Origin of the sequence: Aeromonas sp. S13(2024) (genome assembly GCF_041402405.1) — a bacterium.
GTDB classification, from domain to species: Bacteria; Pseudomonadota; Gammaproteobacteria; order Enterobacterales; family Aeromonadaceae; genus Aeromonas; species Aeromonas veronii.
The window spans coordinates 1-15913 of record NZ_JBGLRA010000001.1 but is presented as its reverse complement, the minus strand read 5'-3'; the positions used below and the strand labels follow the sequence as shown (position 1 = coordinate 15913).

General features: G+C 59.1%; 16 protein-coding genes. 2 read left to right on the top strand and 14 right to left on the bottom strand.

All coding sequences use genetic code 11. From position 1 onward, the window contains the following. Window position 1: 1 nt before the first annotated feature. The 12 genes from fliP to fliE all read right to left on the bottom strand — a co-directional run bounded on the left by fliP (window position 2) and on the right by fliE (window position 11104). A complete protein-coding gene (gene fliP, locus ACB042_RS00080; protein WP_075114865.1) occupies window positions 2-775 on the bottom strand; it encodes a flagellar type III secretion system pore protein FliP in 774 nt (257 codons plus the stop codon). Then, window positions 762-1142 carry a flagellar biosynthetic protein FliO gene (fliO, locus tag ACB042_RS00075; protein ID WP_144712252.1) on the bottom strand — a complete coding sequence of 127 codons (381 nt, stop codon included), beginning with the start codon at window positions 1140-1142 and terminating at the stop codon, window positions 762-764. The genes fliP and fliO overlap by 14 nt, the downstream gene beginning before the upstream one ends. Further along, window positions 1139-1531, bottom strand: a complete 393-nt coding sequence (gene fliN / locus ACB042_RS00070) for a flagellar motor switch protein FliN (protein ID WP_005298791.1) — start codon at window positions 1529-1531, stop codon at window positions 1139-1141. Before fliN ends, fliO begins: the two co-directional genes overlap by 4 nt. A gap of 49 nt (window positions 1532-1580) precedes the next feature. Further along, window positions 1581-2651: a flagellar motor switch protein FliM gene (fliM, locus tag ACB042_RS00065; RefSeq protein WP_005334736.1), complete on the bottom strand. Its 1071-nt coding sequence runs from the start codon at window positions 2649-2651 to the stop codon at window positions 1581-1583. Between the two features lie 7 nt (window positions 2652-2658). After that, window positions 2659-3174 carry a flagellar basal body-associated protein FliL gene (fliL, locus tag ACB042_RS00060; RefSeq protein WP_040065335.1) on the bottom strand — a complete coding sequence of 172 codons (516 nt, stop codon included), beginning with the start codon at window positions 3172-3174 and terminating at the stop codon, window positions 2659-2661. A 57-nt stretch (window positions 3175-3231) separates the two neighbouring features. Beyond that, window positions 3232-5148: a flagellar hook-length control protein FliK gene (locus ACB042_RS00055; protein ID WP_371177524.1), complete on the bottom strand. Its 1917-nt coding sequence runs from the start codon at window positions 5146-5148 to the stop codon at window positions 3232-3234. A 67-nt stretch (window positions 5149-5215) separates the two neighbouring features. Further along, window positions 5216-5656 (bottom strand): flagellar export protein FliJ, encoded by a 441-nt coding sequence (gene fliJ / locus ACB042_RS00050; protein ID WP_005334746.1) that lies wholly within the window; start codon window positions 5654-5656, stop codon window positions 5216-5218. A gap of 27 nt (window positions 5657-5683) precedes the next feature. Continuing rightward, window positions 5684-7015, bottom strand: coding sequence for a flagellar protein export ATPase FliI (gene fliI, locus ACB042_RS00045; RefSeq protein ID WP_005334747.1), 1332 nt, complete (start codon window positions 7013-7015; stop codon window positions 5684-5686). Between the two features lie 52 nt (window positions 7016-7067). After that, window positions 7068-7892: a flagellar assembly protein FliH gene (fliH, locus tag ACB042_RS00040; RefSeq protein WP_005353684.1), complete on the bottom strand. Its 825-nt coding sequence runs from the start codon at window positions 7890-7892 to the stop codon at window positions 7068-7070. Window positions 7893-7960: 68 nt separating this feature from the next. Then, a complete protein-coding gene (gene fliG / locus ACB042_RS00035) occupies window positions 7961-9022 on the bottom strand; it encodes a flagellar motor switch protein FliG (RefSeq protein WP_005334749.1) in 1062 nt (353 codons plus the stop codon). Further along, on the bottom strand, window positions 9015-10724 hold the full coding sequence (fliF, locus tag ACB042_RS00030; protein ID WP_005334750.1) for a flagellar basal-body MS-ring/collar protein FliF: 1710 nt from the start codon (window positions 10722-10724) through the stop codon (window positions 9015-9017). The genes fliG and fliF overlap by 8 nt, the downstream gene beginning before the upstream one ends. 62 nt (window positions 10725-10786) lie before the next feature. Continuing rightward, on the bottom strand, window positions 10787-11104 hold the full coding sequence (fliE, locus tag ACB042_RS00025) for a flagellar hook-basal body complex protein FliE (RefSeq protein ID WP_005353687.1): 318 nt from the start codon (window positions 11102-11104) through the stop codon (window positions 10787-10789). Window positions 11105-11258: 154 nt separating this feature from the next. Here fliE and ACB042_RS00020 point away from each other — a divergent pair, with 154 nt between their 5' ends. Then, window positions 11259-12170: a GyrI-like domain-containing protein gene (locus ACB042_RS00020; RefSeq protein ID WP_371177523.1), complete on the top strand. Its 912-nt coding sequence runs from the start codon at window positions 11259-11261 to the stop codon at window positions 12168-12170. A gap of 65 nt (window positions 12171-12235) precedes the next feature. Continuing rightward, complete coding sequence (locus ACB042_RS00015; RefSeq protein WP_371177522.1) at window positions 12236-13987, top strand: amidohydrolase; 1752 nt, start codon at window positions 12236-12238, stop codon at window positions 13985-13987. 91 nt (window positions 13988-14078) lie between these two features. Here the strand turns inward: ACB042_RS00015 and ACB042_RS00010 are convergent, their stop codons facing one another. Then, a complete protein-coding gene (locus ACB042_RS00010; protein WP_005353696.1) occupies window positions 14079-14864 on the bottom strand; it encodes a hypothetical protein in 786 nt (261 codons plus the stop codon). 199 nt (window positions 14865-15063) lie between these two features. Next, a partial coding sequence (locus ACB042_RS00005; protein ID WP_371177521.1) for an IS3 family transposase occupies window positions 15064-15913 on the bottom strand: 850 nt, incomplete at its 5' end.

Sequence of the window (15913 nt, the reverse complement as noted above, 5' to 3'; positions counted from 1 at the left end):
ACTAACCGGCACCCAGTCCGAAACTGTTGGCCAATGACCCCAGAATGAGGTTCCAGCCATCCACCATCACGAACAGCATCAGCTTGAAAGGCAGCGAAACGATCATCGGCGAGAGCATCATCATCCCCATCGCCATCAGAATACTGGCGACCACCAGATCGATGACCAGGAACGGCAGGAACAGCATAAAACCAATCTGGAAGGCGGTTTTCAGCTCGCTGGTGACAAACGCCGGGATCAGCACCCGTAGCGGCACATCGGCAGGTTTCTCCACCTGCACGTTGGCGATCTCCATAAAGGTGTTGAGATCCTTGATCCGGGTCTGGGCCAGCATGAACTGATGGATGGGCAACTCGGCCCGCTCCAGCGCATCCTTTGCCTGAATGGTCTCGGCCAAGTAGGGCTGCAATGCCTCATCATTGATACGATCCAGTACCGGCGACATGATGAAAAACGACATGAACAGTGCAATACCAATCAACACCTGGTTGGAGGGACTCTGCTGCAGACCGATCGCCTGACGCAATATGCCCAGCACAATGATAATGCGGGTAAACGAGGTCATCATGATCACCATGGCCGGCAAGAAGGAGAGCGCGGTCATCAGCGCCAGCACTTGCAGGGTCAGGCTGTACTCCTGAGAGCCATCCCCCATGGTCTTGACGGTCACCGCCGACATGGCGTCCTGTGCCAGTGCAGGCCAGGAGCAAAACAGTGGTATCAGCAGGCTGACCAGCAGCCCCGTTTTCAGCCATAAGCCGTTAGCTTTTTTCATGCTTGCCTATCAATTTGCCAAGCTGCTGGGAAAACGCCTGCGGCTGGTTTTCGTCCAGCGGCTCCTCCAGCCGGTAGAGAAAGTTGACCTGCTGCGGTGTTACGCCGACCAGCAGTTGCTGTTCGCCCACCTTGACCACCAGCAGCTTCTCTTTGTAACCCACCGGCAACGAGGCGATGACCCGCATCTGGCCGCCACCCATGGCGGTCGCCAGCTTGCTCTTCTTGAGCAGAAAGCCCAGCACCAGAATGAGACCGATCACCATCAGACTGGAGAGCAACCAGGAGCTCAGACTAGGCACGTTGGCAGATGCCGCTGTCTCGGCAAAGGCCGGAACAGGCAGCAATAACAACAGGAGGAGCATCATTTGAGCTTCTTGATCCGTTCAATCTGGCTGATGACGTCAGTCAGGCGGATACCGAACTTGTCGTTCACCACCACCACCTCGCCATGAGCGATCAGGGTACCGTTGACCAATACATCCAGCGGCTCGCCTGCAACCCGATCCAGCTCCACCACCGAGCCTTGGTTCAGCTGCAACAGGTTGCGGATGCTGATCTGGCTGCGGCCCACCTCCATGGCGATAGTGACCGGAATATCGAGAATGGTGTCGAGCTTGCGACGCTCCTCGGCACTGATGGGGGCATCATCTTTCAACTCTTCCAGCGGGGCTGGCTTGGCTTCCGCCGTCACCTGCTCCTCCAGAGCCGCAGCCCAGGCATCAGCCATCAGATCCTCTTCCTCAGTTCCGCTCATCTTGTTTCCTTATGCTACTTCGTGACCGTTTACCGTAATAAACCGTCAATTATCGCTGTTGATCTTCGATACTGCGCTCGAGCTCTTCCAGCTCGGCCTCGCCATCAATTCGTACCCCGCCCCGGGTCACCAGATGCATCTCCGTCTTGACCCCTTCCGGACGTTTGAGCTTGTCGGTGATCTTGAGCGCCACATTATCCTTGGTGCGGCCCATCTTGGCGTGGAAAGTGGGCAAGTCCTCGACAAAAACCAGCAGATTTTCCGGCATATCGACCGGAATGATATCGCCGGGTCGCAGCTCCATCAGTTCACGCAGGGTGAGTTCGGTCTCCAGCAGCTTGGCCCGCAGCTCCACCTTGACGTCCATGATCTCGTCACGCAGCGCCTTGCTCCAACGTACGTCGGTATCCCCCTTGTCGCTCTGCACACCGGCGTCCAGCAGCTCACGGATCGGCTCCAGCATGGAATAAGGCATCGCCACGTGGAAGTCGCCGCCGCCACCATCGAGCTCGATGTGGAACGAGCTGACCACGATCACTTCGGTCGGGCTGACGATGTTGGCCATTGCCGGGTTCACTTCGGAGTCGAGATACTCGAACCCCACGTCCATCACCGGCGCCCAGGCATCCTTGTAATCCTCAAACACCAGTTTGAGCAGCATCTGGATAATGCGCCGTTCGGTCGGGGTAAATTCGCGCCCTTCAATCTTGGCGTGATAACGGCCATCGCCACCGAAGAAGTTCTCCACCAGGATGAAGACCAGTCGAGCCTCCATGGTGATGAGTGCCGTCCCCTTGAGCGGGCGGAAGCGCACCATGTTGAGACTGGTCGGCACAAACAGGGTATGAACATACTCGCCAAACTTGAGCATCTGCACCCCGTTGATGGAGACCTCGGCGGTACGACGCATCATGTTGAACAGGCTGATCCGCATATGGCGGGCGAAACGTTCATTCACCAGCTCCAGCGTCGGCATGCGACCACGGACGATGCGGTCCTGGGAGGAGAAGTCAAACTGGGCTACGCCGGGGTCTCCAGCGCCGCCTATCTCTTCCTCTTCGACATCATCGACACCGTGCAAGAGGGCATCAATTTCGTCCTGACTTAACAGATCGCTCACGCTTCACCTACTGCATTACAAAGCCGGTAAACAGCACTTGTTCGATAACGGGGGAAGAGACCAGGTCCTTGAGCACCCGACGGCACTCTTCCAGTGAATCCTTGCGCAGCTTCTCCTTGCCTTCAAAGGTCATCAGCTGTTCGGCACTGGCTGCACTGAATACCCGCAGCAAGGTGCCTTCAATCAGGGGAATATTCTGTTTGGCCAGCGTCTCGTCGGCGGTACCGCGCACCATCAGCTGGATCTTGATCTGCACCAGTCGATCTCGCTGGGCACCTGCGACGTTGAAAACAAAGGGACGCGGCATACCGACATAGAGGGAAGGTTTAGGCGCTTCCTCCTTGGGTGTGGCCTCGGCTCCTTCCGCCGCTTCAGCGGGCGGTTTATCGGAGCCGGAGAGCATCAGGAAGGCGCCAACACCACCACCGCCCAGCAAAATAACCGCCAGGGCAATGATAATGATCAGCTTCTTTTTCTTGCCCGCAGCCGGGTCTTTTAGCGTCAACTCGTTATCGTCAGCCATCCCTTGTCCACCCTAGTCTCAAACTTGTTCGATATCATAAACTTACTCGGGATTGCATCAAGCATAGAAATCAATTCCGGAACCGTTTGTCGATTCCACCAGCAAACTGGGGTTGGAAGTGGTAAGTTCCCCTTCAACCAGCCCGTTACCGGACCGCGGCTGACCACTACTCTGCCCCTGCTGACCCTGCCCGTTAAAAGTGGGCTGGCCCTGTTGCTGCTGTTGTTGCGACTGCTGCTGCACCTGCGTCTGACCAAGCTGGATCCCCTGCCCTGCCAGCATGTCACGCAGCCGGGGCATCGCCTGCTCCAGCATCTCGCGGGTCTGTCCATGTTGTACCACAAAATGGACGTTGGCCTGGCTGTCGGCCCCCATCTGGATCTGGATCTTCATCTTGCCAAGGCCGAGGGGGTCGAGCTGAATTTCCGCCTGTTGCAGTTTTTCGGCCAGCATCACATTGACCTTCTGGTGCAATTCGGCGGGCGCTTCCTGACTGGCCAGTTTCAAATGGGGTAAATTCTGCGGCTCACGGCGCAGCGTCGTCTCAGCGGCGGGCGCCCGGCTATCGGCTACCTGTGGCTGAGTCTGGCTGTTCTGGCCATGCTGAACGGTCTGGCTCGGGCTACTCTCACTGCTAGATGTCGTCGCAACCAGGCTCTTCTCCGCCTCACCGGTCTTCGGTTTTACCTCAAGCGAAACCGCTTTGCGCACCTCGTCGGTGCCGGTCACTTCCATCTGCTTGATGCCGGCTGAAATGGTCGACAGCGGTGCTTGCGGTCCCTGAGATTCGGCCTGTGCCAACACCTGCTGCGGCGCCACCATCACGGGGGCAGCAGCGTTATCGGTCGGAGTCGTCGCATTTGTCGTTACGCTGCTCTGGGCTGCGGCACTTTGCGCCGTCGCCACCTGCGCCGAACCTTGATTAGCGGCGGTGGCTGGCTGCTGGCTACCCTCGGCGGCCCCCTTTTCTGCCCCCTTGCCAGTTGCACCACTGCCCTCAGCCGTGGCTGTAGCTGTAGCTGTGCCAGCCTCAGGCTGCTTGAGCCCCTCATTGAAGGCCTTGAGCGCGGCCCCCTGAGTCGCGGCTTGCGTCGCCTGCCCCTTGTTAGTCAAAGCATTGCTGACGGCGAGATCGGATTTGCTGTCGCCAGCCTCTTTTGCAGCGAGTGACTCAGCGGATTTGGCGGTGTTTGCCGACTCATCGACCGGCAGCACCTTGGCCAGCTGGGCCATTCGCTCTGCCCCTGTGAGGGGCTTGGTGTGCTTGCCATCAGCCCCGAGGGTTTCGCCCTTGGCAGAGGCTTTCTCCCCGGCCTGCCCATCCGCAGTAGTGGCGGCATCTTCACCTTCAGAGGAGAGAACGGCAGAAGAGGCATCGCCCTTCGCCACCACTCGCGCCACTGAGGAGGATACGGTGGTTTCTGAAGTCGAATTGGCGGTCGTCGCCAGCGGCGACTGCGCCCCGGTCTGACCGGCAAGCTGGCTGGCAATTCTGGCAGCGGCGGGAGTCTGCTCGCCTTCATCAAGTGCAATCCCCTCCTGCTCACCCTCTTGCGGCAACGGATTGCCGTCTACCGCAGTGGCGCTCTGTTGGGCCGCCACCGCCAGCTGGGGAGTCACTAGCGAGGTATCAAGCTTGAGGGAGTCTTGCAGGCGCAGCAGAAAGTCGGTAGCAGGGACCTCCTCCACCTTGTTGTCGGCGTCTGGATCCTCCTCCTTGCCGGTCTCCTCTTTGGGAGAGGCGCTCTCGGTCGCCAAAGATTTGGCTGATCGGACATGGTTACCGCCCTGAGTGGCCTCGGCGGCGCCCTGTTCGCTGTTCCGGGCCTTGGCAATCAGGGTGGCGAAATCACCCTTGCTGTCGCTGCCGGTTCCCCCATCGATACTTTTGCTCTCGACGGAACCGCTCAGAGGCGCTTTGTCCAACCCGTTGGCCGGAGCCGAAGGCGTTTGTGTCAACAGTGTCTGCATCATGATGGGATCCCTGAATTCTGGTGGCCCCCAAAGAGATGGCCGCCGACAATGTCCATATCAAAGCAAGTTACAGGCCAGATTGATGAAAGCGTCGCAACATGGCGTACTCATCCAGCATCTTCTGCTCCTGACGCTGGGCTTTCTGCTGCTCGCGGCTCGCCTGCTTCTCCAGCAACAGCTCTACCGCCTTGCGCCGCTGCTGGGCCGCCAGCCACTCTTCACGGCGCTGTTCCAGCGCCTGACGCACCTGCAACACCCCTTCGTACTGCTGGGTCGCTGCCTGTTCGAGCTTGTTGATAAAGGCGTGATACTGGGTATTTTGCTGGGGCGAAATCCCCTGCAGGCCGCGATCGGTCCACTGCTGGTGATAGATCTGGCGGTACTGGTTGAGGGCATTTTGCTGATCCATGAACAGCTTGAGATCCTGCTGCGCCTTCACCAACGCCAGCGCACACTGCTGCTCCGCCTCCACCAGCCGATCGGCCAACAATACCAACCCTTTACTCATCGTCGACCTCTCTGTTACCGACCATCATCAGCGCATCAATGGCATCGCCACCATCTGCAAGGCTTGCAGGCCATCATCGTAGTGAATGACCTCGCGCATCCCCTGCTGCAAGAACTGATCCAGATAGGGTTTTTGAATGATGGCGCGGTCAATGCGCGGATCGGAACCCTGACTGTAGGCACCGATGGTGATGAGATCCCGGTTCTGCTGATAGAGGGAGTAGAACTGCTTGAGGGTGCGCGCCAGATCCATATGTTCCGGCGAGGTCACCATGGGCATAACCCGGCTGATGGACTTCTCGATATCGATAGCCGGATAGTGGCCCGCATCGGCCAGCTCGCGCGACAACACTATGTGGCCATCGAGGATCGCCCGCGCCGCATCGGCAATGGGATCTTGCAGGTCATCCCCCTCGGTCAGGACGGTGAAGAAGGCGGTAATGGAGCCCTGGCCGTCACTGCCGTTGCCCGCCCGCTCCACCAGCGCCGGTAATTTGGCAAATACCGACGGTGGATAGCCCTTGGTCGCCGGCGGCTCGCCCACCGCCAGCGCGATCTCACGCTGGGCCTGGGCATAACGGGTAAGAGAGTCCATCAAGAGCAACACGTTGAGCCCCTGATCGCGGAAATACTCGGCGATGGCCAGCGCCGTTTCACACCCCTTGAGCCGCATCAGCGGCGAGGCGTCGGCGGGAGCCGCCACCACCACGGAGCGGGCTCGCCCCTCCTCTCCCAGAATGTCTTCGATAAACTCTTTTACTTCCCGACCCCGTTCACCGATGAGGCCGACCACCACCACATCCGCCACCGAGCCGCGGGTCATCATGCCAAGCAGCACCGATTTGCCGACACCGGAACCGGCAAACAGCCCCATCCGCTGGCCCTGTCCCACCGTCAGCACGGCATTGATGGCGCGCACTCCCACGTCCATCGGCTGATGGATCGGACGGCGAGAGAGCGGGTTGATGCGATGCTGGGCAAACTGCACGGTCTGGGAGGAGAGAATGGGGCCGAGCCCATCGAGTGGCTGGCCGATGCCGTCGATGACCCGACCGAGAAGATTCATACCGACCGGAATACCGTGCTCTTCGGTGATGGGCACCACCCGGGCACCGGGGATCACCCCCTTGAGCTGCTCGCTCGGCATCAGATAGAGGCGATCGCCAGAAAAACCGACCACTTCAGCCTCCAGCGTCCCATCAAGGGTATCGATGCGGCAGAGGGCACCGATGGCGGCGCGGCAGCCAATGGCTTCGAGGGTCAGCCCCACCACCCGGGTCAATTTACCGGCGACCGGCGGTTTGGGGGCGCTGTCGCGTACCTTGTACCCTTGCAACCGGTTCAGTAGCGAGCCGCTCATCTGGCCTCCTGAGAGCTAAAAAGTGCAGCCGGACGGCAACGTCCGGCATCGGTTATGGGCGTGAATCCTGCGAAGCCGGTTTCTGCGACGCATTGTCCCGCAAGAAGTTGCGCAGCAACTGATCGATGCGCCCGGAGAGAGTCAGATCGATGCTGGAGAGCTCGGTCGCCAGTTGCAGATCGCCGGGGGAGAGAGTGGGATCGCTTTGCAATCGCCAGTGGCGCTTGGCGCACTCTTCGGCGCCAAATGCCTGCTCGATGCGTGCGATATCATCGGGATGCAACATCAGAGTCACCCCCTGTTCGGCGGCGGGCAGCAAGGCCAGCCCCTCTTTAAGCGCCTCCAGCAGAATGCGGGGGGAGGTCTCCGCTTCGTGACGAATCAGCGCACGAGCCAGTTGCATCACCAGCGAGACCAGCTGCTGCTCCACCGCCTGATCCAGCTCGTTAAGCGGATTGGCAAGGCGGGCGGCGAGCCCCTGCCAGTGGGCGATCTCCTGCTCCACCAGCTCGCGCCCCATAGCCAGCCCCTCCTCGCGCCCCTGTTCGAGACCGGCAGAGTGGCCCTGTTGCAATCCTTCCAGCTTGCCCTCTTCCATACCCTTGGCATAACCGGACTCGCGCCCCTCAGCCATTCCCTCTTCCCAGGCGGCCTGACGGATCGCTTCAAGCTCTTCGGCGGTGATGCTGGGGGTCGGCTCCTGTTCGGGCTCCGGCTCCACCACCTCCTCTTCCTGCTGATACCAGTCAGGGGCCAGGCCAAGAGCATTGGTAGGCGCTCCCGCCTCTACCTCTACCTCCATCTCGGGCCAGCCCCAGGTCTCAACCCGGGCATCATCGCCCTCGGGGCGCACATAACCACGCAGTTTGTTGTTCATGCTTTGCGCGGCTCCTCACCACTGCCTGATGCGGGGTTGGCATCGCAATTCTGTTTATGGGCCATGGCTTAGAGGAACTCCTCGCCGCCACCGGCACCCAGCATGATTTCGCCGGCATCCGCCAGACGACGGGCGATGGAGAGGATCTCTTTCTGGGCTGCTTCCACTTCGGAGACCCGGATCGGCCCCATGGCCTCCAGATCGTCTGCCAGCATTTCGGCCGCCCGTTTGGACATGTTCTTGAAGATCTTCTCGCGCATCTGATCGTCGGAGCCCTTGAGGGCACGTTGCAGCAGATCCCCAGGCACTTCCCGCAGCATGGTCTGGATGCCGCGATCGTCCACATCGATGAGGTTTTCGAACACGAACATCAAATCCTGGATCTGCTGGCTCATCTCTTCGTCCGACTCGCGGATGGAGTCCATCAACTGGCCTTCGATATTGGTATCCAGATAGTTCATGATGTTGGCGGCAGCCTTCAGGCCGCCCATCTTGGCTGCCTGGGCACCGGCCGCACCGGCGAACTGTTTCTCCATGATGTCGTTCAACTCTTGCAGCGCCGCCGGTTGTACCTCTTCGAGGTTGGCGATACGCATCACCAGATCGAGGCGCACCTGCTCCGGGAACTGGCTCAGGATCTCGGCGGATTGCTCCGGCTCCAGATAGGAGAGCACGATAGTCTGGATCTGCGGGTGTTCGTTCTGGATGATGCTGGCCACCTGACGGGCATCCATCCACTTGAGCGAATCGAGGCCACGGGCGCCGGAACCGAGAATGATCTGGTCCACCAGATTGCTCGCCTTGTCCTCGCCAAGGGCCGCCACCAACGCCTTGCGCACGAAGTCTTCGCTGCCGATACCGATGTTGGTGTACTTCTGGATATCGTCGATGAATTGACGGTGCACCGCTGCCACCCGATCGTGACTGAAGTCGGACATGGAGGCCATCGACATACCGAGCCGCTGCACCTGCTTGGGCTCGAGATGACGGAAGATCTGGGCGGCATCCTCTTCATTGAGGCTAAGCATCAGCACCGCAGCCATCTCCATCCCCGACATCTGGTCGAGGATCTGGCGCTGACTGTCGGTGATGTCATTGCCGGTGACTTGACTCTTCTTTTCTTCAGGCATCTTTGTTCGTTACCCATTCTTTAATGACCTGAGCGGCCAGATCCGGCTCGTTCGCCACCAGCGCACGTACCGCCTTGAGCAAGTCTTCGTCACGGTGCAGATCCGGCAGTTTCAGCTGGCCATCGCGTACACCAAATACCTGATCGTTCTCGACTTGTGCTGACAGCAGACTCAACTCGTCGTCGCCACCCAGTACGGTGTGGTTGTCGAAATCCACTTCCCCTTCCGGTTTGGCATCCGGATAGAGCAGTCGCTTGAGCATGGGGCGAACCACGGTGACGATCAAGACGATGATCACCAGTACCGAGGCGGCAATCCGCACCGCACGCCAGAACCAGGGCTGATCGTAGAGCGGCACTTCGGCCACGGTATCCAGTTCTGGGCGATTGAACGGAATCGCGACCACCTCAAGGGTATCACCACGGGTCACATCAAAGCCAAGGCCACCGCTCAGCAAACGGCGCAATGTATCGAGTTCTGCCTGGGTGCGCGCCTCACGGGTCACTGCCCCGTCGGCACCGGGTACCGCTTTGTAATCCACGGCAACCGAGACGGTCATGCGGCGAATGCCCCCCATCTGGCGACGGGTATGGCTGACGGTGGTATCCAGCTCGAAGTTGCGAGTCGCCTCTTTGCGGGAACGGCCAGAAGCGGCAGCGCTGGCACCATCACCACCGGTCGCCTCCTCGGGAATATTGGAGGCGGCAGGGGGCTGGTTGGAGAGTGCACCAGGCACACCACCGTTACTACCGCTGGCGCTGTTCTCTTCCATGGTCATCTCGGAGCGCACTGCAGGCAAGTCAGGGTTGTAAGTCTTGCGGGTCTGCTCCTGCTGGGAGAAGTCGAGGGAGAGATCCACTTCCGCCGTATAGTTGTCGGCCCCCAGCACCGGGATCAGGATGGCGTCAATTTTTTGTTTGTACTCCAGCTCCTGCTTCTGCTGCATGGCAAACTCTTTGCGAGTCTGGGCCGAGATCGGGTCTTGCGAGCCGGAGTTGAGCAGGCGGCCATTCTGGTCGGTGACGGTGACGCGGGTCGGCTCAAGGCCATGTACGGCGGAGGCGACCATATCGACGATGGAGTCCACCTCCCCCTGCCCCAGCGCCGCCCCCTTCAGGTTGAGTACCACGGTGGCACTGGGTTTGCGTTCGTTGCGGGCAAACACGTTGTCTTTCGGGATAGCCAACAGCACCTGGGCCTTGGCCACATTCTGGAACTGCTCGATGGCGCTCGCCAGCTGGCGCTCGCGGCTCAGCTTCAGACGTTCACTCTCCATCCGCTGGCTGACGCCGAAACTGGAATCTTTGAGCAGGATATCTTCACCACCGATGTTGCTATCGGTGGCATTGGCAAGACCGGCACGGGTCAGGGCCAGTTGGATAGTGGGGTAGCTTTCGGCGTTGACCAGCACGCTCTTGCCATCCACCTCATAGGGGATCTTCTGCTGATCGAGAAAGTCGAGAGTCTTCACCAGCTCCTGGGTGGTGTAGGTGCCGAGGGGACGCATGTCCGGCTCCTTGCCCCACAGCAGGATAAACACCGCAATGGCCAGACAGATGGCAAGCCCCAGGATCAGGGTGATTTGCCGCAGCACATCGGTGTTGGACAGGAAGCCCAGCGCCGAACTCTTCTGCTCATTTTCATCGAGGGCGGCGGTGCCCTCATCGTTTATCAGCAGATCGCCGTTTTGGTCAGTAGCCACGATTTATGTCCTTATTGCTGACATGTTCATGATGTTCAGTCGTCATGGTGTATTGGCGTCGCTTATACCGGCATGTTCATGATGGTCTTGTAGGCATCGACCATCTTGTTGCGCACCTGTACCGTGGCTTCAAAGGCGATAGACGATTTTTGGCCCGCGATCATCACCTCGGCCAGATCCACCGACTTGTCACCCATATCGAAACGGGTACGCAGATCATTGGCGGCCCCTTGCAGCTCGTTGACGTTGCCAAGCGCCTGTTGCAGCAGCAGACCAAAGTCGGAGGTTACCTGACGACCGGGCTGTGCCAGCGGCGTTGCGCCTGCTTCGATCTTGAGCGCCTGCATCTCTTGCATCAGGCTGCTTGCACTAATTTCCATTTTCCATCCCCAGACAATTCATTGACGCTGGCATGCAACAAGCAATTAGAGTGCCAATGCGTTAAAAGCGCGATGCGGATGAGTGGCCAGACCAGGCTGGACTAGTTCGACAACGGCAGATGGCTCTGATTAAATCCGACTCTGACGCCCACTTTTGCTGGCTGGCAAGGAGTCCGCTCTGGATTATCGCAAACCCGTGTTCAAGGCGATGGACTACATCAGCCACCATCTGGATGACAATCCGGGCCTGGATGAGGTCGCAGCAGCGGCGGCCATCTCCACCTTCCACTTCCATCGTATTTTCAAGACGATGGTCGGCGAGACCATTGCCGGATTTACCCGGCGCCTGCGTATGGAGCGCGCTGCCCGTCGCTTGTTAGCCTCCCCCCAGAGCGACATCACCACCCTCGCACTGGCCGCCGGGTTCTCCAGCTCCCAGAATTTCGCCAAGGCCTTTCGCCTGCACTTCGCCATGAGCCCCTCGGAATACCGCCAGCAGCAGGGGGGAAACTGGAAAAGCAAGATTGGAAACGATCCCCTTCCCTTTGACACCTATGATGGCCTGGTCATGCACCCGGTCACCGAACACCCGGGTCTGTTGCAGGGGGCTAGCGTCAGGCAGATGCCCGCCCGGCGCGTGGCGTACATGCGCCGCCTGGGCCCCTATGGCAAAGAGACCTGCGAGCAAGCTCATCGGGATTTGCTCGAGCTGTTCGCCTCAGACGAGGCGATGACACCGGCGGGTACCCTGAGTCTCTATTGGGATATCCCCGATATCACCGATGAGACCCGTTGCCGTACTGACGTCTGCATCGAGCTGGGGCCAGAGATCCCCGCAGGACGCCAGTTAACCACCCAGACCATCGCAGCGGGCCCCTATGCGGTTTGTCAGTTTATCGCTCGCGGCGATCAACTGGTTGACTGCTGGGAGACGGCGTTTCGCTGGGTAGTGGGTCAAGGGCTGAACTGCGACGATCGCCCGTGTTACGAGCAATACCACGCAGGCACGGACTCCGACCGGGAGCATTACGTGTTTGATATCTGTATCCCGCTGATCAACCGATAAGCCGATACCTCATTTCCTTTACCCACTTCGGTGCCTTCGGGCACCGAAGCGACGGAGTCATGCCCATGAATATCAAAACGCTGTTTCTAGCCAGCCTGCTGGTAACGCTTCCCGCTGCCGCCAATGCCCAGTCACAGAGCCAGACGCTGATCTTTGGCGGCACCATCTACAGTGGTGATCCGGCGAACCCTCACCCGGAAGCGGTCGGCATTGAAGGTAAAAAGATAGTGGCAGTCGGCAGCTATCAGGAGGTCAGTGCCCGCCTCGGCAGCCATGCCAAGCGTCTTGATCTGAAAGGAAAGTACCTGATGCCGGGGCTCATCGACAGCCATGTTCATGCGGCATTTGCCGGTTTTCAGGGGATGACGGTTAACTTTCCCGATGCCATGAATGAGGTTGAGCAGCTGCAGCAATTTCTGGCCCGCAGCAAGGATGATCCCCGCCTGACACTGGGCGATGTAGAGCTATACAGCAATGTCTCCCTCGACTACTGGCATCAGCTTCCCCTGCTCGATCAGGTGTTCAATGGCCCGCAATACCAGCAAATACCCGTAGTACTGGCCGGTTCGGATGCCCACACCGGTTGGGCCAATCAGGCCATGCTGCGCAAGGCTGGCATTGATGCCGACACCCTTGCCGGTCGTTATGCTCCGCTGAAAGGCAATTTTGGCCTCACCCCATCCGGCATGCTCAATGGCTTTGCCTCGGAAGGCGGCTGGGATGCCATCCTCAAGGCGCTGCCCCCCGTCAGCGACGAGACGATTGCCAGTGCTATCATGACCGCCGCCAAACAGCTCAATCAGGTGGGCATTACCGCCTGGATGGACCCTATCAGCAACATTCGCCCCCTCGCCCCCATCTTCAACGCCGAGCCGGATCGCCGAGATACCGGCCTGCTGCCGGCGTACAGCATGCTCTCCCGGGAAGGAAAGCTGACCGGACATGTATCCGCACTGGCACTGGTGGGGATACATGCATCACCCGCCATCATTGATGACGTATTGGCGCTGCAACAGCAGTTTCAAGATGCCCCGGACGTGAAACTGGTGGGGATAAAGATCCTGCAAGATGGTGTCATCGAGTATCCATCCCAGACCGCCAAGTTGAGCGAGCCCTACCTCAACCGTCCCGGTTACAGCGGCAAGGACGATCTGGACAAACAGCGTTTCAACGAGCTGATCCGCACCGCGGATGCCCATCAACTTATCACTCACTTTCATGCCATCGGCGATCGGGCCGTCCGTGAATCCCTCGATGCCATCGCCTATGCCCGGGCCCACAATCAGGATCACCGCCTGCTGCACAGCATCACCCATCTGGAGGTGGTGAGCCCGGCCAGCATTGCCCGTTTCAAACCGCTCAATGTGGCCGCATCGATGCAACTGTTGTGGGCCGGTAAAAACGTGGCGACCACCCTGCTGCTTGAAGGAAAAGTGCCCCCGGCACTGCTAGCCCGCCTCTATCCGGCAGGCAGCTTGCTGCAAAGCGGCGCCATTATTGCCGGTGCCAGTGACTGGCCGGTCTCCAGCCCCAACCCTTTCCTCGCCATGTATACCGCGATCACCCGCCAAGGTGAGCTTGGCTTGCTGCCCCCCGCCAGCGAGCAGATCAGCCGTCAGGCCATCTTGCAGGCCTATACCCTCAACGCAGCCAAGGTAATTGGACGGGAGAAAGAGATTGGCTCCATCAGCGCGGGCAAGAGTGCTGACCTGATCTTGCTGGATCGCAATCTGGAACAGGTAGCAAGCGAAGAGCTCAAGGAGACCAAGGTGCTCTGGACCATGTTCAAGGGCAAGCAGGTCTATTCAGCCCACTGACACCGAGAGAACAAACAGGCTCGCACTGCGGGCCTGTTGGCAAGCTCACAACAAGCGCATGGCGTGCAGTGAGCAACCGATAACGGCGGGATTAGCGGCTCGTTTCAGTCAAGTCCTTGTCAATCCAGTACTTGGAGCCGGAGATATTGGCATCGAGCAGCAGGCCCTTCTCACCAATCTGGTAGATGGCCATGCCGCCATTGTATTTGGCGGTAAGCTCGGCGCTCTCCTTGCCGGCCACCACGCCCACTTCGGAAGTGGCCTCCCAACCCTGGGTCACGAAGGCATCGAATCTGGCCTTGTCTTCAAACAGGATCACCTGCTGATAGAACTTGCCACCAATCCCGGCCGCCAGACCCGCACCAAACATCTTCATATAGGTGTGCTTGCCGGTTTTGCGATTGACTGCCACCCCGGCCCCCTGATTGGTATGCAGCATCAGGGAGAACTTGCGCGAATCGAACACTGCATAGCCATAAGCCTTGTCAAACAACAACTTGGCTGATGGCTGCTCGTTGAACAACCGGATCAGCGCAGTGTCGGCCATGGTATTGAGCGCGATCCTCGCCTCTTTCGCCGTCTTGGGGTTGAGCATCTCGTTGAGCTCCTTGTCGGCCGCCTTCAGCCACTCCTTGCCGGTCGCGATGCTCTTGTCGGTCCAGACCCCGGCGGTATTGAAGGCATCCTCCCCCCAGGCCGAGATGGAAGCCCAGCTCTTTTTGGAAAAATCGCTGACATCCTGCCACACCTCCTTGCTGGTCTCACTCACTGCCGCTCCCAGATCGGACGCTGCGGCCTTGAGCTTGGCCCAATCGGCATAACAGGGTGAGAAGGCCAGACTCAGTGACAGGGCCAGCAACCAGTTACGCTTGTTCATTTTTTCACTCCCGTATTGTCGAGTGTCTGGGTTACCTGGGGCGATCACCAACAACAGGCTACCCGCTGAAAATCACCCCCGCATTATCGGAAGGGGAATCCGGTTAAGCAATCATTGAGTCCTGTTTATACCGCCACAGCCCGACAGCGGTGTCTAGTCCTGAAATAGGTTTACACATTTTCAACTAGCATTTCTCTACTCAGAACCCCCTATGTACTGCATCGGGGGTTCTGTATTTCAACGCATGATGCGGCCGCTCCGCGTTGTAAATATCCACTGCTTCACGCACCATTTCCCGCGCTTGCTTCAAATCCTGCGGGCTTTGCAACAATAACTCTCCTTTCAAAATCCCGTTCACCCGCTCCGCCAACGCATTCTGGTAACAGTCATACCCATCCGTCATCGAGCATTTCACCCCGTACCGTTCATGTAATGACTGATACAGCCCCGAGCAATACTGCACGCCGCGGTCCGAGTGATGGATTAGCTCCCCGCTGCCACGCCGTTGCTTCAGTGCTTTCTTGAACGCCATCGCCATCGCCACCGACTCCGCGTGCATCCCTTCGTGCACGTGATGGCCCACTATCTTGCGTGAGTACGCATCCGTCACCAGGCTCAGGTACAGCGGCCCGCTCCTGGCTGGCAGATAGGTGATATCTGCGACCCAGACCTGCTCCGGTGCCACCGGCGTGACCTGCTCTGGTCCCGCCTTGAGCAAGTTGGGATGACGGTAGAAACGGTGAAAACTGTGAGTGGTCTTGTGATACGCCCGTCTGGGCAGCACCAGCAGGCGGTGCTCGGCCAATATCTGAAACAGCCTGTCCCGCCCGACCTTGAGCCCGTCATAATCCTGACCCTGCAGCAGATAATGCAGCTTGCGGGTGCCGACCCGCGGTTGTCGCAGTCGAACCTGACGCACGAAGCACACCACCTGCAATCCTTGTGCATGGCGCTCGTCGGCGACCCGATTGCGCTTGTAGTAAGCCTGCCGGCTTATCCCCAGAAACAGGCAAGCCCTGACAATGGTCAGCCTCTCGACTTGCCGCTGC